16 protein-coding genes and 1 tRNA gene are annotated in these 16,587 nt (G+C 70.1%); 7 read left to right on the top strand and 10 right to left on the bottom strand.

Annotation, left to right across the window (positions count from 1 at the left end; all coding sequences use genetic code 11):
• Positions 1-54: 54 nt before the first annotated feature.
• The 5 genes from OV207_RS04290 to OV207_RS04270 all read left to right on the top strand — a co-directional run bounded on the left by OV207_RS04290 (position 55) and on the right by OV207_RS04270 (position 3,107).
• Positions 55-1,677 carry an Hsp70 family protein gene (locus tag OV207_RS04290; RefSeq protein ID WP_193430766.1) on the top strand — a complete coding sequence of 541 codons (1,623 nt, stop codon included), beginning with the start codon at positions 55-57 and terminating at the stop codon, positions 1,675-1,677.
• A gap of 7 nt (positions 1,678-1,684) precedes the next feature.
• The gene (locus OV207_RS04285; protein WP_193430765.1) at positions 1,685-2,110 is read left to right on the top strand and encodes an SCP2 sterol-binding domain-containing protein; all 426 of its coding nucleotides are present in this window, start codon (positions 1,685-1,687) and stop codon (positions 2,108-2,110) included.
• 21 nt (positions 2,111-2,131) lie between these two features.
• Positions 2,132-2,416, top strand: a complete 285-nt coding sequence (locus OV207_RS04280; protein ID WP_193430764.1) for a hypothetical protein — start codon at positions 2,132-2,134, stop codon at positions 2,414-2,416.
• A gap of 85 nt (positions 2,417-2,501) precedes the next feature.
• Positions 2,502-2,573, top strand: a tRNA-Val gene (locus OV207_RS04275).
• Positions 2,574-2,816: 243 nt separating this feature from the next.
• The gene (locus OV207_RS04270; protein ID WP_267552858.1) at positions 2,817-3,107 is read left to right on the top strand and encodes a hypothetical protein; all 291 of its coding nucleotides are present in this window, start codon (positions 2,817-2,819) and stop codon (positions 3,105-3,107) included.
• A 105-nt stretch (positions 3,108-3,212) separates the two neighbouring features.
• On the opposite strand, the gene OV207_RS04265 is transcribed toward OV207_RS04270, so the two are convergent.
• Positions 3,213-4,148, bottom strand: a complete 936-nt coding sequence (locus OV207_RS04265) for a TerC family protein (protein WP_193430762.1) — start codon at positions 4,146-4,148, stop codon at positions 3,213-3,215.
• Between the two features lie 411 nt (positions 4,149-4,559).
• On the opposite strand from OV207_RS04265, the gene OV207_RS04260 reads away from it, so the two are divergent.
• Together OV207_RS04260 and OV207_RS04255 are read left to right on the top strand one after the other, a co-directional pair.
• Positions 4,560-5,615, top strand: a complete 1,056-nt coding sequence (locus OV207_RS04260) for a carbohydrate-binding protein (protein ID WP_267553157.1) — start codon at positions 4,560-4,562, stop codon at positions 5,613-5,615.
• Positions 5,616-5,742: 127 nt separating this feature from the next.
• Positions 5,743-7,392, top strand: coding sequence for a Rieske 2Fe-2S domain-containing protein (locus tag OV207_RS04255; protein WP_267552855.1), 1,650 nt, complete (start codon positions 5,743-5,745; stop codon positions 7,390-7,392).
• Between the two features lie 18 nt (positions 7,393-7,410).
• On the opposite strand, the gene uraH is transcribed toward OV207_RS04255, so the two are convergent.
• The 9 genes from uraH to OV207_RS04210 all read right to left on the bottom strand — a co-directional run bounded on the left by uraH (position 7,411) and on the right by OV207_RS04210 (position 16,467).
• Entirely contained in the window at positions 7,411-7,755 is a 345-nt protein-coding gene (gene uraH / locus OV207_RS04250) for a hydroxyisourate hydrolase (protein ID WP_267552853.1), read from the bottom strand.
• Positions 7,752-8,264 carry a 2-oxo-4-hydroxy-4-carboxy-5-ureidoimidazoline decarboxylase gene (gene uraD, locus OV207_RS04245; RefSeq protein ID WP_193430759.1) on the bottom strand — a complete coding sequence of 171 codons (513 nt, stop codon included), beginning with the start codon at positions 8,262-8,264 and terminating at the stop codon, positions 7,752-7,754. The genes uraH and uraD overlap by 4 nt, the downstream gene beginning before the upstream one ends.
• Complete coding sequence (gene alc / locus OV207_RS04240) at positions 8,261-9,283, bottom strand: allantoicase (protein WP_267552851.1); 1,023 nt, start codon at positions 9,281-9,283, stop codon at positions 8,261-8,263. Before alc ends, uraD begins: the two co-directional genes overlap by 4 nt.
• 27 nt (positions 9,284-9,310) lie before the next feature.
• Complete coding sequence (gene allB, locus OV207_RS04235) at positions 9,311-10,657, bottom strand: allantoinase AllB (RefSeq protein ID WP_267552850.1); 1,347 nt, start codon at positions 10,655-10,657, stop codon at positions 9,311-9,313.
• A complete protein-coding gene (locus tag OV207_RS04230) occupies positions 10,654-12,096 on the bottom strand; it encodes an FAD/NAD(P)-binding protein (protein ID WP_267552849.1) in 1,443 nt (480 codons plus the stop codon). Before OV207_RS04230 ends, allB begins: the two co-directional genes overlap by 4 nt.
• An 86-nt stretch (positions 12,097-12,182) precedes the next feature.
• A complete protein-coding gene (locus OV207_RS04225; RefSeq protein ID WP_267552848.1) occupies positions 12,183-12,968 on the bottom strand; it encodes a hypothetical protein in 786 nt (261 codons plus the stop codon).
• Positions 12,965-14,089 carry a hypothetical protein gene (locus OV207_RS04220; protein ID WP_267552846.1) on the bottom strand — a complete coding sequence of 375 codons (1,125 nt, stop codon included), beginning with the start codon at positions 14,087-14,089 and terminating at the stop codon, positions 12,965-12,967. The genes OV207_RS04225 and OV207_RS04220 overlap by 4 nt, the downstream gene beginning before the upstream one ends.
• A 33-nt stretch (positions 14,090-14,122) precedes the next feature.
• Entirely contained in the window at positions 14,123-15,223 is a 1,101-nt protein-coding gene (locus OV207_RS04215) for a hypothetical protein (protein WP_267552845.1), read from the bottom strand.
• The gene (locus OV207_RS04210; RefSeq protein WP_267552844.1) at positions 15,220-16,467 is read right to left on the bottom strand and encodes a glycosyltransferase; all 1,248 of its coding nucleotides are present in this window, start codon (positions 16,465-16,467) and stop codon (positions 15,220-15,222) included. The genes OV207_RS04215 and OV207_RS04210 overlap by 4 nt, the downstream gene beginning before the upstream one ends.
• Between the last annotated feature and the right edge of the window lie 120 nt (positions 16,468-16,587).

Here is a 16,587-nt window from a genome sequence, read left to right as displayed (position 1 = left end):
GCTAGAGAGTCAGGACGGGCGCGGCCTCCCCCTGGCGTGCGCTCGCTGAACTTCATGGCGGACAGACCACGCATCGTCGGGATTGACCTGGGCACCACCAACACCCTGGTGGCGTCCGTGCGCAACCGCATCCCGAAGATCGTCCCCACGGATCGCGGCAATCTCATCCTGCCGTCCGTGGTCGCGCTCTCGTCCAAGAATGACCTCCTGGTCGGCGGCGTCGCCAAGGACCAGATGGTGACCAACCCCAAGAACACGCTCTGGGGCACCAAGCGGTTCATCGGCCGCAAGTTCCACTCGAAGGCGGTGGACGACCTCAAGGGGTACTTCCCCTACGACATCGTGGAGGACGCCAACGGGGACGCCGCGGTGACGATGGGCGGCAAGCTGTACTCGCTGCCCCAGGTCTCCAGCTTCGTGCTCTCGCAGCTGAAGACGATGGCGGAGCAGTTCCTGGGCGGCCCCATCGACGCGGCCGTCATCTCCGTCCCGGCCTACTACAACGACAACCAGCGCAACGCGGTGAAGGAAGCCGGGCGCCTGGCGGGCTTCGACGTCAAGCGCATCGTCAACGAGCCCACCGCCGCGGCGCTCGCGTACGGCTTCAACCGGGGCCTGGACCAGAAGATCCTCGTCTATGACCTGGGCGGCGGCACCTTCGACGTCAGCGTGCTGCACCTGGCCGGCAACGTCTTCGAGGTGCTCGCCACCGGCGGTGACTCGTTCCTGGGCGGCTCGGACTTCGACAACCGCATCATGGAATACGTGATGGAGCGCTTCCGCGACGAGACGAAGGTCGACCTCGCGGACCACCCCATCGCCCTGCAGCGCATCAAGAACGCCGCCGAGGCGGCGAAGATCGACCTGACGCTGATCCCGAACGTCGTCATCGACCTGCCCTACATCGAGGAGCGCAAGGGCAAGCCGTTGGACCTGCGCATCCCGCTCACCCGCGACTATCTGAACAACCTCACGGGCGACCTCGTGGACCGCACCTTCGAGATCTGCGACCGGGTGCTCGCGGAGAAGGGCATCTCCCGCTCGGAGATCGACGAGATCATCCTCGTCGGCGGCCAGAGCCGCATGCCGCTGGTGCAGCAGAAGATCCAGGCGCACTTCGGCAAGGCCCCGCGCAAGGGCGTCCACCCGGACGAGTGCGTGGCCCTGGGCGCGGCGCTCCTGGGCGACTCGCTGGGCAGCATCGACGCGGTGACGCTGCTGGACGCGCTGTCCATGCCCATCGGCTACGCGATGCCCAACGGCCGCGTGAAGCGCATCATCGAGAAGAACTCGCTCATCCCGATGGTGAAGAGCTTCCGCCTGCCGCCGCCCAAGGACGCGGGCTCGCCCTTCATCGAGCTGGACATCTTCCAGGGCGACAGCGACCTGATGGTGGACAACGAGTACCTGGGCACGGTGCGCGTGCCGGCCGCGTCCGCGGGCCGGAAGATCGACTTCCGCCTCACCGAGGAGTGTCTGCTCCAGGTGCAGGTGGAGGACAACACCGGCACGCTGCGCAAGGTGGACCTGGCCACCCGCGACACGCCGGAGCAACTGAAGAAGGCCCTGCAGGAGGTGTCCGCGCGCAACGCGCAGCCGGCCCCCGCCAGCAGCAGCGCGTCCAATGACGACCGCGGCCTCTTCTCCAGCATCAAGAGCATCTTCCGCAGGGGGTAGGGGCGCGATGCCGAAGTTTCCGTCGAAGGAATGGCTGGACGAGGCCGTCCGGCTCACGAACTCGGATCCCGAGTGCGCCATGGCCGGCAAGGGCTGGAAGGGCGACTTCGGGGCCATCATTGAAGCGGAGCCGGGCAAGCTGGCGAAGCCCTTCGTGGTGCATGTCGTCCCCGGGGACTGCCGCATCGAGAAGGCCCGCGTGCTGTCGGATCCGGACGACCTGGACGAGCTGGAGCCGGTGTACCTGGCCCGCGCGCCCTATTCCGTCTGGAAGCAGCTCCTGCTGGGCACGCTCGACCCGGTGGAGGCCGTGCTCAAGCGCCGCATCTCCATGCGCGGCGACCTGCAACCGCTCATCGAACGCATGCGCTACAAGGGCATCGCGGACCGCGTCTTCGCCGCGCTGAAGACCGAGTTCCCCGACGGCCCCTGAGGCCACAGGAGCGCGCACCCCATGGGCATCCGGGACACGTTGAAGAAGCAGGCGCTGGGCCTCTCCGGCAAGGCGATGGAGAAGCTCATGGGCGACGAGAAGCGCGCCATGGCCGTCGCCACCGCCATCGGCCGGGTCCAGCGCGGCAAGCAGGCGCTCGACCGGGGGCAGGACGAGGTGATGAAGGCCCTGAACTTCGCGCCCAAGAGCGAGTTCAAGGCCGTGGGCAAGCAGCTGGCGGGCCTCAAGCGCCGCCTGCGCGAGCTGGACGAGAAGCTGGAGTCACTGTCGGAAGGGTCCTCCTAGAAATTGCGTTGACACCCACGCGGACGAATGGCACTTATCGCCGCGTCCGTTGCGCAGCGGTGGGGCGCGGCGGCACACCGAAGTCGGGCGCATAGCTCAGTGGTAGAGCACTGCCTTCACACGGCAGGGGTCGCAGGTTCAAGCCCTGCTGCGCCCACACGAAGCGAAAGAGGCCGTGAGTCCTTCCAGGGCTCACGGCCTTTCGCTTTTCCAGCTCCCAACACTGTCACGCGGTCGCCGGGCAGGGTCCCCGTCGGCTGCTTCACGGCAGGGGGCCGTCAGTGTTGGGTTCCAGCGCAAACGGCACCGGCGGCCCTGGGGAAAGATCCAGCCGCTGTGTCACCGTCACGGCGTGCCCAGGACATTGCGATTCACGTGGGATCAGCAGGGTCGTGCGGTCGTGAACGGCCTTCCTCCGGACGACGTGCTGGCGGACTACCTGGCCCAGGAGCTGGGCTTCGAGCCGGCCCGGGCGCAGAAGATGCTGCGCGTCCTCAACGCCGTACGGCAGGGCAAGCGCGAGCGCTGGGACGTCACCGGCGACGCGTGGAGCCTGGAGCTGTCCCGCCTGCGGGCCTCCATCCACAGCGAGCAGACCATCCCCGGGCGCTCCCAGGTGCTGCCCCTGGAGGAGTTCGAGCTCGTGGTCCGCTCCTGGCTGGAGTTCATGGAGCTGTCGCGGGCCCACTGAAGCAAAAACGCCCGAGCCCCCACGCGCATCGGGGGCCCGGGCCTGGAGCCCCACACCCCATGGGACCCACACTGCTTCAAGTTCTCAGGGACGGGCCCGCGCGGCTCAGTTCTTGGTCGCGGGCGTGAGCTTCGTCGGATCGTCCGGCGTGTGGCGGGCCTTCACCAGCGAGGCCACGATGCTGGCGCCCAGCACCAGCGCGATGACGCCCAGCGACACCGCGGGCGACAGGTGCACCACGTCCACCAGCGCCATCTTCGCGCCCACGAAGATGAGCACGCCGGACAGGCCCACCTTCAGGTAGGTGAACTTCTCCATCGCCCCGGCCATCAGGAAGAAGAGCGAGCGCAGGCCCAGGATGGCGAAGATGTTGGACGTGAAGACGATGAACGGGTCGCGCGTCACGGCGAAGATGGCCGGGATGGAGTCCAGCGCGAAGAGCACGTCGGACGCCTCCACCAGCAGCAGCGCCATGAGCAGCGGCGTCGCCAGCCTGCGGCCGTTCTCCACCGCGAAGAAGTGCTGCCCGTGGAAGTTCGGCGTGGAGGGGATCACGCGCCGCGCGGTGCGCATGAGCCAGCCGTCCTCCGGGTGCTCCTCCGCGTTGCGCTGCACGAAGAGCTTGATGCCCGTGAGGATGAGGAACGCGCCGAAGACGTAGATGAGCCAGTGGAAGCGCTCCAGCATCGCCACGCCCGCGAAGATCATCACCGCGCGCAACACCAGCGCGCTCAGGATGCCCCAGAAGAGCACCCGGTGCTGGTAGAGCGCAGGGATCTTCAGCGCGGAGAAGATGACGACGAAGACGAAGATGTTGTCGACGGAGAGCGACTTCTCGATGAGGTAGCCGGTGAGGAACTCCATCCCCGGCACGGAGCCGAAGCGCCACCAGAGGACGGCGTTGAAGGTGAGCGCCAGGCTCACCCACACCGCGCTCCACGCGCCGGCCTCCTTGAAGCTCACCGCATGGGCCTTGCGGTGGAAGACGCCCAGATCCAACGCGAGCATCGCGATGACGAAGGCGATGAAGCCGGCCCACATGGCGGGGCTGGCGAGTGTGTGTATTGAGCCTGAGTCCAAGTCGTTCACCTGAAAGGGGGGGCTGGAAAGCCAACCCTCCTCAGATAGGAGTCACAGGACTCTTCGGCAAATAGGGAATCCGGACACGACCCTTCGGGAAAACCGAAGTGTTCCGGAGGAGGCATGGGGACGCCAGGGGGAGGCGGGCAATCGGGGGCCGCTGCCACTGGGGCCGTGATGGGAAGTGTTCACGATCGCCGCGGTTTGCAAAGACCCCGGCTGAGAACGCCTTCACCGGGCCCGTGAGACCAGCCAGGCGCTCGGACCCCCCGTGGCACGCGAGCCCGGGGCGCTGGGCGTGGGGAGGAAGCCGCCGGCGATGGCGTCGCGGCGCCTCCCGTCCCAGGGCCCCAGCACAAGGACACCCCCCTCCTGATGCGAAACCGCTTCGTCTTCACGTCCAGCGCCCTGCTGCTGGCGCTCCATGCTTCTGGCTGCGGCGCGAGCCCCGACAACGAGCCGCTCCCCACTCCGGAGGCCAGCGCCCCGGCGCCCGCTCCCGGCATCCCCACGGTTCCCCTCCCGGTCCCCGAACCCGAGGGCACGCCGGAGCCCGTCCCGTCGCAGACCGAGCCTCCTCCGGGCCCCACGTCGCCCGCCCCCACGCCGACGGCGCCGCTCCCGGAGCCGACGCCCGCTCCCGCGCCGTCGGGCGTGGATGGCTTCGGCGTGACGATGCTGTACCCGTCGAAGGCGGGCGGGGAGCAGTGGGCGCTCGCGGAGGACGCGACGGCGGATGCGCGCTTCGTCCCCCAGGGCAACATCACCCGCAACGCGGATGGCTCCTGGAAGATGAAGAGCTCCCAGGTGCGCATGAGCGCGTACCCGTCCACCGGCTACGACGCGAAGCAGATCGCCACCTATGATCGCGACGTGCTCGCGAGCCGGGGCTACATGCAGGCGGCGAACGACTGGAAGAACGTGGAGATGACCGGCTTCGTGAAGGTCAACGCGGCCTCCAACACCCAGGACAACTTCGCCTGGTACGCGCGGGGCGGGAAGCACAACAACAACAGCCAGGGCTGCGAGGGCAGCAGCTACAAGGGCGGCCTGCACTACGACGGCCGCGTGCGCTTCGAGAAGGAGACGTGGCACGTCTCCTACGACCAGGGGGCGTACAGGCCGGCCACCACGCCGCTCTTGGGCCGCTGGGTGGGCTTCAAGGCGGTGATGCGCAACGTGCCGGACGCGAACGGCGCGGAGGCGGTGAAGCTGGAGCTGTACGTCAACGAGAACGCCGACAAGGTCACCTGGAAGAAGGTCTACGACATGACGGACGCGGGGGACTGGGGCGGTGACGCGCAGCACTGCGGCGGCTCCGTGGGCGCCATGCCCATCACCTGGGGCGGGCCCATCGCGACGTTCCGGTGGGACAACGCCAACGACGTGGACTTCAAGTGGATGAGCGTCCGGGAGGTCCAGCCGTAGTCCGGTCTCCGACAGGGGCTTCGCACCCGGGGGGCCGTGGTCTTGGACGTTCCAGGTTCGCAGCCTTGCTGACGCCAGGGCGCGGGCCTGAAGCCCGCGCCCCCTACCGTCAGAAGAGGCCTCGTTCATGCGGATCACCTTCCTGGGTCATGCGGGCTTCGCGGTGGAGACCGCCGGGGCGCTCGTCGTCATGGATCCATGGCTGTCGCCCCAGGGGGCCTTCGACTCCGCGTGGATGCAGCTGCCGCGCAACCACCACCTGGCGCCCCGCGTGCGGGAGCTGCTGGAGACGCCGGGCAAGGAGCGCTTCCTCTACGTCAGCCACGAGCACAAGGACCACTTCGACCCGGAGTTCCTGGCCACCATCGCCCGGCGTGACTTCACCGTGCTGGTGCCCAGGTTCAGGCGCCCGGAGCTCCAGGAGCTCTTCGCGAAGTACGGCTGCAAGCGCGTCATCGCGTGCGAGGACTCGCGCGAGATCCCCATCAAGGGCGGCTACATCAAGCTCTTCGTCTCCGAGCAGGGCACCAACCGCGACTCCAGCGTGATGGTGCGCGGCGACGGCCAGTGCTTCCTCAACCTCAACGACTGCAAGATGCATGACCGGCTGGCGCGCGTCATCGCGGAGGAGGGGCCCATCGACGTCTTCTCCGCGCAGTTCTCCGGCGCCATCTGGCACCCCACCTGCTACGAATATCCGCGCGAGCTGTACGCGGAGGTTTCGCGCAAGAAGCGCGACAGCAAGTTCGAGGCGGTGGCGCGCGCGCTGGAGTCGGTGCAGCCGCGGGCCTACATTGCCTCGGCGGGCCCGGCGGCCTTCCTGGACCCGGCGCTCTATCCGCTGAACTTCGAGGACGTGAACATCTTCCCGCGCGCGCCGGACCTCTTCTCCTTCCTGGAGAAGCGCCTGCCGTCCGCGCCCACGCGCTACCTGGAGCCCATGCCCGGGGACGTGCTGGACGTGGGGACGCTGGAGTTCGTCTCCCAGGCGCCGGAGCGCGTGACGCCGGGGAACTTCAAGGCGTACGTCGAAGCGTACGCGAAGGACATGGCGCACCTCTTCCAGGAGCGCCACCGCGACCCGCCGCCCGAGGAGGTGGAGGCCATCCTGGCCCGGCTGCGGGAGGAGCTTCAGCGCAAGCTGGACCTGCTGGACCTGCATGGGCGGGTGGGCATGCCCCTCTACGTGGAGCTGGCGGAGGCGCCCACGCGGCTCTTGCGCGTGGACTTCACCGCCCGCCGCGTGGACGAGGTGCCGGAGCAGCGCGACACCTTCCGCTACGCGATGAAGGTGCGGGCCCGCGACATCGCGCGCGTGCTGGAGCGCAAGCTGAACTGGGAGGACTTCCTGCTCTCCTTCCGCCTGCGCCTGAGCCGCACCCCGGACGTGTACGAGCCCGTGCTGCACGGCTTCCTGGGCGTGGAGGTGGAGGACCTGCGCGAGTTCTGCGAGGGCATCCGCGCCACCGAGGCCCGGACGGAGCGCACCGTGGTGGAGGCCGGGGGCCGGCGCTTCTCCATCCAGCGCTTCTGCCCGCACCAGGGCGCGGACCTCTCCGAGGGCTGGGTGGAGGAGGGCCGCTACGTGGTGTGCCCGCGCCACCGCTGGCGGTTCGACCTGCACCAGGCCGGCGAATGCAAGACGAACAACGCCACGCTGTGCGCGGAGCCGCTCACGGACCTGCCGGAGCACGGGAAGCCGGCCCGCGGCGGCGACAAGGCCCCGGCCGACAGGGCTTCCGTCGACAAGGCCCCCGTCGAGCCGCCGCGCGCGTGAGGCCCGGCCCGGTGCGCCTCAGCTCCCCCGGTACGTGGAGAAGCCGTACGGGCTGAGGAGCAGCGGGACGTGGTAGTGCTCGTCGGTGGCGGTGATTTCGAACACCACCTGCACGTACGGGTAGAAGCCCTTCTGGCCCCGGGCCTGGAACCAGGCCCCGGTGTCGAAGGTGAGGCGGTAGACGCCGGGGGCCAGCGTGGAGGCCGTGCCCAGCAGGTCCTTCACCCGGCCATCCGCGTTGGTGGTGCCCCGGGACAGCTCCAGGAAGGACTCGCCCGTCGCCCGGGCTTCCAGCACCAGGGTGAGCCCCTCGGCGGGGCGGCCCGTGCTCGTGTCGAGGACATGCGTGCTGAGCGTGCTCATGGGGCGAGGAGCTTCTCCAGGCGGATGCGGGTGATCTTCGCGTGCTCACCGGCGGCGATCCGCAGCTCCACGTCGGTGGGGTTGTTCATGCGGCCCTGGAGCAGCGCGAGCATCTGCGCCGCGCTCTTGCCCGTGGCGCACACGAGGAAGATGAAGCCGTAGCGGGCCTCGTAGTCGCGGTTGCCCTGCGCCAGCGCCTCCAGCACCTGCTCGTCCGCGGCGGCCACGCCCTGCTGCTCCTGCGAGGACCACTGCGCGGTGGCGGCGTACTTCTCCCGCAGCCTGGACACGTCCCCGATGCGCGGGTGGTGCGTGAAGGCCTCCTTCCAGTCCTCCGGCCCGGTGCGCTCCCAGGCGGCGGAGGCCTCCGCGTAGAGGTGCTCCGCGTCGCGGAACGGGCGGACGGCGAGCATCGCCTCCACCCAGCGCCGGCTGCCGCAGCAGCGGGTGAGCGCCTGGGTGGCGTCCTCCGTCGTCGCGGTGTTCAGGCGCTCCAGCGGCGTGCTCACGCCGGCTCCCCGAAGAGGCGCAGCCGGCTGACGCCGCCGTCCGGGAAGATGTTGAGGCGCACGTGGGTGATGGGGCCCACGTCCTTCAGCTCCTTCTCGAAGACGTGGCAGTGGTCCGCCTGGAGCTTCGACTGGGGCAGCAGCTCCTTCCACTGGAGGTGGGTGGCGTTGGCGAAGTCCAGCAGCGGCTCCTCCAGGTGGATGCCCTCCAGCGAGCAGCGGTCCGGGAAGTTGCCCTTGAAGTAGTGGGTGTCCACCTCCGCGCGGCGCAGGGTGCCGGCCGTGGCCAGCTTCACGACGATCCAGTCGAAGCCCGGCACGCGCTTGCGGCGCGTCTCCCAGCCCTCGCCCATGTTGGCCGCGCGGCCCGGGAAGATGAGGTTGTCCTTCGTCCCGAAGAACTGGTCGTTGCAGGTGACGACGGAGCCGCCGTTCGCCGCCGCCGCCAGGTCCACCAGCCCCGCCTGCTTCAGCGCGTGCCAGTCCGGCAGCACCATGCCGTGCACGCGCAGGCGCGCCACGCCGCCGTCCGGGAAGATGTTGAGGCGCACGTGCGTGAATCTCCGCTCGTTGGCCACCGGGAACAGGTTGCGCGAGCCGCCGCGCAGGCGCGAGCGGGGCACCAGCTCCGTCCAGCGCGACACGTCCTCCGCCAGCGACTCCGCGGAGGGGTCGCCGTCCACCTCGCACGCCTCCAGGGAGGCGTACTCGGGGAAGTTGCCGAGGAAGTGATTCGTGTCCACGTCGATGCCGTGGATGGCGCCGGGCAGGCCCAGCTTCACGATGCACCAGTCGTAGCCGGGCACGCGCTTGCGGCGCGTCTCCCAGCCGTCCATCCACTTGCCGCGCTCCGTGTACTTGTCCGCGATGAAGACGCCGCGCCCGGGCTCCAGCATCGACTCCTTGGGCGCGAAGAACTCGTCGTTGGCCAGCAGGGCCCTGCCGCCCACCTTCGCGGCGGCCAGGTCAATCAGGTCGGCGAATGCGACGTGCATCGCCCCGGGTGCTTCGGCTTGCATCGGTGTTCCTCTCCTGGACGGGACGCTTCAGCCGCGCGGCAGCCACTGGCCGATGCGCGGGCCCGTCAGTCCCTCGGTGACGTCGAAGATACGCTGGCCGCGCAGGTATGTCCTCAACACCCGGCCTTCCAGCTCACGCCCCGCGTAGGGCGTCAGCCGGTGCCGGTGGCGGATGTCCTCCGGGGCCACCTTGAAGCGCGCCTCCGGGGCGAAGACGACGAAGTCCGCGTCCCGCCCTGGCTGGATGGCTCCTTTGCGTTCCGACAATCCCGCCAGTCGCGCGGTGCGTCGCGCCATCCGCTCCACCAGCACGTCCAGCCCCAGGCCGTGGGCGCGCATGCCCGTCCACACCGCCGACACGCTCAGCTGCAACCCGGCGATGCCGCCCCAGGCGCCGGAGAAGTCCCCGGCCTCCAGCTTCTTGAGCGCGGGCGTGCAGGGCGAGTGGTCGGACACCACCAGGTCGATGAGGCCGCTGGCCACCGCGCGCCACAGCCGCTCGCGGTTCTCCGCCTCGCGGATGGGCGGGGCGCACTTGAAGTGGGTGGCGCCCGCCTCAATCTCCTCCGCGCTGAAGGTCAGGTAGTGCGGGCACGTCTCCACCGTGAAGGGCAGCCCCTCCGCCTTCGCCTTCGCGATGTCGTCCAGCGCGTCCGCCGCCGACAGGTGGACGATGTGCACGGGCGCCCGGTGCTCGCGGCACAGGTCGATCATCATCCGGATGGCGTCCACCTCCCACGCGGCAGGGCGCGACGCGAGGTAGCTGGCGTACGCGCGCACGTCCCCGGCGAAGGGCGGCTCGTGGTCCGTCAGCTCCGCGTGCACCAGCAGGGGCACGCCGGCCTTCGCCAGCAGGGGCATGGCCACGTCCAGCACGTCGCGCGTGGCGGCGGGGAACTCATCCACGCCCGAGTGCACCAGGAACGCCTTGAAGCCGGGCGCGCCCGCGTCCACCATCGCCTGGAGCTCGCCCGCGTTGCCGGGGATGACGCCGCCCCACAGCCCGTAGTCGATGGCGCACTGGCCCGACGCGGACCCGGCCTTGGTGCGCAGCGCCGCCAGGGACGTGGTGGCCGGGATGGAGTTGAGCGGCATGTCCACCACGGTGGTGATGCCGCCCGCCGCCGCCGCCGCGGTCGCCGTGGCGAAGCCCTCCCAGTCCGTGCGGCCGGGCTCGTTGATGTGCGCGTGGCTGTCCACGATGCCGGGCAGCAGTGCGTCGCGGCCCACGTCCACCACCTGGGCGCCGCGCGGCACGTCCACCGTGGCGTCGATGCCTTCGATGCGCCCGTCGCGCACCACCACCGCGGCGGCGCGGATGCCTTCGGGCGTCACCACGCGCTCGCTGCGAAACACGGTCAGGGAGGTGCTCACGGCTCGAACTCCGTCAGGGCGTAGTCGGCGAGCGCGCGGAAGTGCTGCTCGCTGTCGTCGGTGTAGAGCTGGCGGGTGATGCCGCCCACCAGCCGGGGCAGGCTGTACTTCATGCCGGAGATGCTCGCGCCGCCGAAGCCCAGCGAGAGCAGGCACCCGAACGTGTAGTTGAACACGCCGTGGATCCACGGCGCGGCGCCCGGCGTCTTCTCCTGGAACTCGAAGGAGGGGCCCAGGTACGGGTGGCGCATCAGGTCCGCGTGCCGCTCGTTCTCCGGCGGGGTGAAGCGGTCCTTCCACAGCGCGATGTGCGGGTGCAGCTCCGCCAGCTCCGGCCGCATGGACAGGTCGGTGGTGAAGCCCGACGCGATGATGAGGAAGTCGAACGTGTGCGTGCCGTGCGGGGTGCGCACGACGGCCTGACCGTCCTGCTGCTTCACCTCCAGCCAGGGGCTCTCCGCGTGCAGGTGGAAGGCGGCGGAGCGGCGCGCGCGCTCGAAGGTGTCCTTGGGGGGGAGCTGCCCCATCTCGATGATCTGCCGGATGAAGCGCCAGCGGTCCTTGTCCGGCAGGTCTCCGTGGTGGCGCAGGAAGCCCGCGAACTCCGCCCAGCGGTAGGGATTGACGTTGGGCAGCTTCTTGCGCCGGTAGAACAGGTCCACCCGGCCCGCGCCCGTCTCCAGCGCCACCGACGCGTTGTCGAACGCGGAGGCCCCCGCGCCGAGCACGCCAATGCGCTTGCCGCGCAGCGACTCGAAGTCGATGGGGTCATGGGTGTGCGCCCACAGCGCGCGGGGCAGGGGCTGCACTTCCGGCGGCGCGTCCCAGCGGCCGGAGCCGTCGATGCCGGTGGCCAGCACCACCTTGCGCGCGAGCAGGGTCTCCGTCTCGCCGGCGTGCGTGACGGGGACCTGGAAGCAGTCCAGGTCCGCGCGCCAGTGCAGGGCGCCCGCCCGGGTGCCGCAGCGGATGGGGATGGCCAGCACGCGGCGATACCAGAGCAGGTAGTCCGCCCACAGCTCCTTCGGGATGAGGGCCACCTGGCGGAAGCCCTCCTCGCCGTGCTGCGCCTCGTACCAGGCGCGGAAGGAGAGGTTGGGGATGTTGTAGTCGGGGCCCGTGAGGTACTTGGGCGTGCGCAGGGTGATCATCCGCGCGAAGGTCTTCCACGGCCCGTGGAAGCCGTCCTTGCCGTCGTCCAGCACGAGCACGTTCGTCACCCGCTCGCGCATCAGCCCGAACGCGGCGCCCAGCCCGCTCTGGCCTCCGCCCACGATGAGCACGTCCAGGACGGGCCGGCCGTCCGGTGTCGAGCGGCGCGGCACCCAGCTCCGGGCGGGGTAGGAGAGGATGTCCAGGTCGCGCCGGAGGGCGTCTTCCAACGCCTCCAGGCCCTGCGGGGGACGGAGCGGCGAGGCCAGCGGTTCGCGGTCTTGCATCGGAGGGCAAGGAACCCACGCCCGGATGCTTCATGCAAGGGGGCGGACGGCCAATCGCCTCCCGTGGACGTCGGCCTGGAGGGCCCTCAGCGCCGCGAAGCCGTCCCGGTCTCCCGGGGCACCAGCAGCTCGAAGCGCACGCGCGCGTTGTCCGTGCGCATGCCGGCGGGCCCCTGCAGGGTGAGCGCTTCGGCGGGCAGCACGCCCTCCCAGACGCGCTTGCCGTCCACGTAGACGGTCAGCACGTCCGCGTCAATGCGGGCGCGCAGCTCATGCGGTTCGCCCTGCGCCAGCAGGTCCAGCGGCTCCATGAAGCGTGGCCGGACGGTGGTGTAGCCGGCATTGCCACACTCGCCGCTCTGGCGGTCGTCCGGGTTGCGCTTGTAGTTGACGACGATGCCCGCCGAGGGCGCGATGCGCCACATGGCATAGATGACGTTGCAGCCGTCCTGCGCGCGCAGCTTGAGCCCCACCTGCTGGCGCTCCACCCCGGAGGCCAGGGGCGCCACCGGCTCCGTGATGCCCAGCCAGGTGAAGCGCAGCCCGACGTCGTCACCCGTGGTCTCCGGAGCCACCGCGCGCTGCTTTGGCACTTCGATGCCGAAGCGCGTCCCGCCCAGGACGGCGCGCTGGAGCTCCACCACGTTGCCCTGGGTGACCTGGATCCGCTCCAGGGGGACGGGCTCCAGTGCGTCCGTCGGCGACGGGGTGTCCCGCAGGGCCTGGGGCGCGGGCGCGACGGGGGTGGGCTTCATCACGCTGTCGCGGGGACCGTTGCAGGCGCCATGGCTGAAGAGCAGGCCTCCCGCCCAGAGGATCAACACCGCCGACGACCCCAGCGCGATGATCCACCGTCGGCGCTCCTCGTTCATGGTTTCACCTCGCCCAGCAGGGCCTGCAGCGTCTCCAGGTGCGCCCCCAGGTACGCCTGCTCCGCCTTGAGGCGCGCCAGCTCCAGCAGCAGGTAGTCCCGGAAGCGGCGGACCTGCCGCGTCTCCAGCCGCTCCACCTCGCGAAGCTGCCCCTCCAGGTCCGACACCAGCGTGGACACCTCGCGCAGCCGCTGTTGTTCGCCCTGCTCGGTGATGCGCAGCTCGCCCAGCAACTGGCGCACCTGGCGGGGTGCGCCGTCCACCGCGTCGCGCGTCTCCTGGCGCCGGCCCTCGCGCGCCTGGGCGTTGGCCCGGCCCTGCCACAGGTGGCCCAGGTTGTAGCCCAGCGTGAGCTGGCCGAAGAGGGGCGTGTCCTGGTCCACGTCGAAGACCTCGTCGTAGCCGCCGCGCACGCTCAGCCGCCACGCCCGCGCCTTGCGCAGCCCTCCGGACAGCGCCTCCACCTGGTCGTCCGCGGACTCGAAGGCCATGAGCAGCGCGCCCAGGTCCTGCCCCTCGGGCAGCGCGGGCTCCAGCGCCAGCCGCGCCCGCGCCTGTTCGGTGTCGCGGGCCAGCGCGCGCAGGTGATCCAACCGCAGCTGCACCGCGTTGAGCTCCTCCAGCGTGGCGCCGCCGTCGCGCAGCTCGTCGCGCAGCTGGGACACCAGCGTCTCCGCGCGGGGCAGGGACTCCGCCAGGGCCTTCGCGCGGGCCTGCAGGGCGGCCGTCTCCCCCAGCCGCGTGCCCTGCTGCACGGCGCCCTGGAGCGCGGCGAGCGCCTGGTAGCGGCGGCACTCGGCCTCCGCGCGCGAGCGCAGCGTGTGGCCCCGGTAGATGCCCACGAAGTCGTAGCCCAGCCCCGCGGTCAGCCGCAGCTTGGGCGTCCCCAGGGGCGTCTCATCCGAGCCCCCCTGCGCGTCGCCCGCGTTCACCGCGCCGATGCTCGCGAAGACCTCCGGCGCCAGCTCCAACGCGGCCTCCGCGCGCGACGTCCCGCGCACGCGCTCGCAGTAACCCCGCGCGGGATCGCTCCGGGCGCGCACCGCGCCCGCGTCTTCCGCCGCCAGGGCCACGCCCGTCCACATCCCCACCAGGACCCCGCATGCGAGGGTTGTCCGCATCCACTGCTCCATGTCCACACTCCGGGGGGGAACTCACAGCATCAGGGGAGGACGGCCCAGGTGCAGCAGCTCCTCCCGAGCGGTCGGCGCGTCGCGAAGCTGGAGCTCCACCATCACGCCCCGCAAGTGGTACTGGCGGATGGGGTGCTGCTGGGAGACCTCTCCCTCCAGCACGGGGCCCACCACGCCCACCTCGCGGCACCACACCACCTTGAGGGCGCACGCGTAGAGCGGCGTGCCCTCGCGGGCGTGGGCCAGGTTCTCGTACGGCACGAAGGCCACCGTGAGGTTCTGCTCCACCGCCTTCAGGTACGGCGACCCGTGCACCACGCGCAGCAGCTGGTCGAAGCGGCGCAGGCTGTCGTCCAGCGCGCGCAGGTCCGCCTCCAGGCTCTTGCGCTGCGCCTCCGCCCGCGCCTGTTCGAGCACCGACAGCGTGTATTCACGCTCCAGCAGGAGCGTGTCCGTCGTCAGGCCCTCGGGCGCGTCGTCCTTGCCCAGGCCGTTCTCCGCGGCGGTGAGCCCCTCGCGCTCGCGCTTGAGGGTGTCCAGCCGCATGTCCAGGTCCACCGTCTCCTGCGCGAGCGACAGGTTGCTCTGCGCCATCTGCGCCAGGTGGTGGTTCAGGGTGAGCACCTCCTCGCGCTCCATCAGCTTCGCGCCGTAGAGCGCGCCCGTCCGCGTGCGCGCCAGGCCGCTGTACGCGCGGTTGGATTCGGCGATCTCTCCTCCCGCGCGCAGGTACTCCTGGCGCAGCGTGGACAGCCTGCGGGCCAGCCGGTCGCGGGAGGTCTTCTCGCCCTTGAGGGCCACGACGAAGCGCTGCTGGAAGGACCGCTCCGCGGCCAGGATGCGCTCCGCCTCCTGGAGGCGGTTGGCCACGTCGCGCCGCTTCGCCTGGAGCGCGTCGCGTTCGGACTCCTGCTGCGCCGCCTGCGCGTTGAGCTGCAGGACGCTGGGGTCGGTGGGCGACAGGATGGTGGGCGACACCCAGCGCGTGTTGGACAGGAAGAAGCCCTGCACCGACAGGAAGGACAGGAGCCCCACGAGGATCAGCGCCAGCAGCACCGACCCCATGAGCTTGTAGGCGGACACCGCGAGCGAGTTGAGCCGGTTGGCGACCTGTTGGTTCATGACGGGTTTCCCTCGCCTGCGGAGTGGGTGGAGAGCTTCGCGGGGGTGGGGGAATCAGCGGGGGCCGTCGTGGGGCTGCCACGCGTCTCCCAACTTCCGGAGTCCAGGGTCAGCAGCGCCAGCGGGGTGAACAGCGCGTACGTCACCGGCATCAGCAGGGCCATGGGCAGGAAGCTGGCCCCGGGCACGCGCCGGTCCTCGGGGAGGTGGCGCGTCTCCATCCGGTAGATGAAGCCCAGCAGGCCAATCACCAGGAAGTGGAACGCGAGGATGTCCCAGAACTCTCCGTTGAGGAGGTTGTGGACGATGACCAGGGGGTAGGCCAGGAGCAGCGCCAGCTGCGACACGTAGTGCACCGTGATGACCGGGTGCAGGCGCCACGCGTGTGACAGGCCGCAGAGCAGGTCCACCAGGTTGGAGCGCCGCCACCGCAGCTGCTGGGAGAAGTAGCCCGCCAGCGTGGACGGCGCCGCGGTGAAGCAGAACGCGTCCAGCGTGTAGACCGTCTCATAGTCGTGCTTGACGATCTGCCGGGTGAGGAAGCGGTCCTCGCCGTACTTGATGGGGATGCCCGCGATGGCGCGCGCCTCCAGGATGGGCTCCAGCTGGAGCAGCACGTGGCGGCGGTAGGCGGTGAGGCAGCCGGACAGGCACATCACCTGGCGGAACGAGCGCTCCAGGTCCTTCAGCCACTGCTGGGCGAAGTGGAACTTGATTTCAATCATCCGCGTCATCCAGTTCTGATGACGGTTGGTGACGAAGGTGCGCCCGCCCACGGCGGCGACGTTCGGGTGGACGAAGCGGCGGATGAGCTGGCGCACGGCGCTCCTGTCCACCACCACGTCGGAGTCCACGGAGACGATGATCTCCGCGTCCACCGCGGCGCGGACGCCCCGGTTGATGCCCTTGCGCTTGCCCATGTTCTCCGGGTTGCTCATCACCCGGACGTTGGGGTGCCCTTCAGCGGCCTTGTTCGCCCAGGCGACGCTGTCGTCCCGGGAACAGTCATCCACGACGATGATCTCCAGCAGCTCGCGCGGGTAGTCCTGCTCCAGCAGCGCGCGCACCGTGTGGTAGATGCCCTGGCCTTCGTTGAAGAGCGGAACGACGATCGCGACCCGGGGACGGTACGTGTCGTCCACCCGTTCAAACCGCCTGCCCTTCAGGCGCCGCAAGAAGGGGCCCAGGATGTAGCGGTTCATCAGGACCACGATGAACAGCAAATGGATGGGAAACAATTCCATCGGCCCCGCCCCCCCTCACGCCCACGCCTGCACCCCAACCCAGACGGCCGCTCCACCCATGTGAAGCGTCCGGAAGGTTGGGGGCCCTCGCACGTCGCGCCAACTGCCCCGGACCTGTGG

This window comes from Corallococcus sp. BB11-1 (genome assembly GCF_026626625.1).
GTDB classification, from domain to species: Bacteria; Myxococcota; Myxococcia; order Myxococcales; family Myxococcaceae; genus Corallococcus; species Corallococcus soli.
The sequence above is the reverse complement of the archived record's forward strand: the minus strand, read 5'-3'. Positions and strand labels throughout refer to the sequence as shown.

What these genes read in the sequence shown, in the direction of transcription:
- OV207_RS04215 (WP_267552845.1), bottom strand. Translation starts at nt 15,223, where the DNA reads ATGAACCAACAGGTCGCCAACCGGCTCAACTCGCTCGCGGTGTCCGCC.
- OV207_RS04210 (WP_267552844.1), bottom strand. Translation starts at nt 16,467, where the DNA reads ATGGAATTGTTTCCCATCCATTTGCTGTTCATCGTGGTCCTGATGAAC.
- OV207_RS04285 (WP_193430765.1), top strand. Translation starts at nt 1,685, where the DNA reads ATGCCGAAGTTTCCGTCGAAGGAATGGCTGGACGAGGCCGTCCGGCTC.
- OV207_RS04265 (WP_193430762.1), bottom strand. Translation starts at nt 4,148, where the DNA reads ATGTGGGCCGGCTTCATCGCCTTCGTCATCGCGATGCTCGCGTTGGAT.
- OV207_RS04280 (WP_193430764.1), top strand. Translation starts at nt 2,132, where the DNA reads ATGGGCATCCGGGACACGTTGAAGAAGCAGGCGCTGGGCCTCTCCGGC.
- OV207_RS04220 (WP_267552846.1), bottom strand. Translation starts at nt 14,089, where the DNA reads ATGCGGACAACCCTCGCATGCGGGGTCCTGGTGGGGATGTGGACGGGC.
- OV207_RS04290 (WP_193430766.1), top strand. Translation starts at nt 55, where the DNA reads ATGGCGGACAGACCACGCATCGTCGGGATTGACCTGGGCACCACCAAC.
- OV207_RS04225 (WP_267552848.1), bottom strand. Translation starts at nt 12,968, where the DNA reads ATGAACGAGGAGCGCCGACGGTGGATCATCGCGCTGGGGTCGTCGGCG.
- OV207_RS04230 (WP_267552849.1), bottom strand. Translation starts at nt 12,096, where the DNA reads ATGCAAGACCGCGAACCGCTGGCCTCGCCGCTCCGTCCCCCGCAGGGC.
- OV207_RS04255 (WP_267552855.1), top strand. Translation starts at nt 5,743, where the DNA reads ATGCGGATCACCTTCCTGGGTCATGCGGGCTTCGCGGTGGAGACCGCC.
- uraH (WP_267552853.1), bottom strand. Translation starts at nt 7,755, where the DNA reads ATGAGCACGCTCAGCACGCATGTCCTCGACACGAGCACGGGCCGCCCC.
- alc (WP_267552851.1), bottom strand. Translation starts at nt 9,283, where the DNA reads ATGCAAGCCGAAGCACCCGGGGCGATGCACGTCGCATTCGCCGACCTG.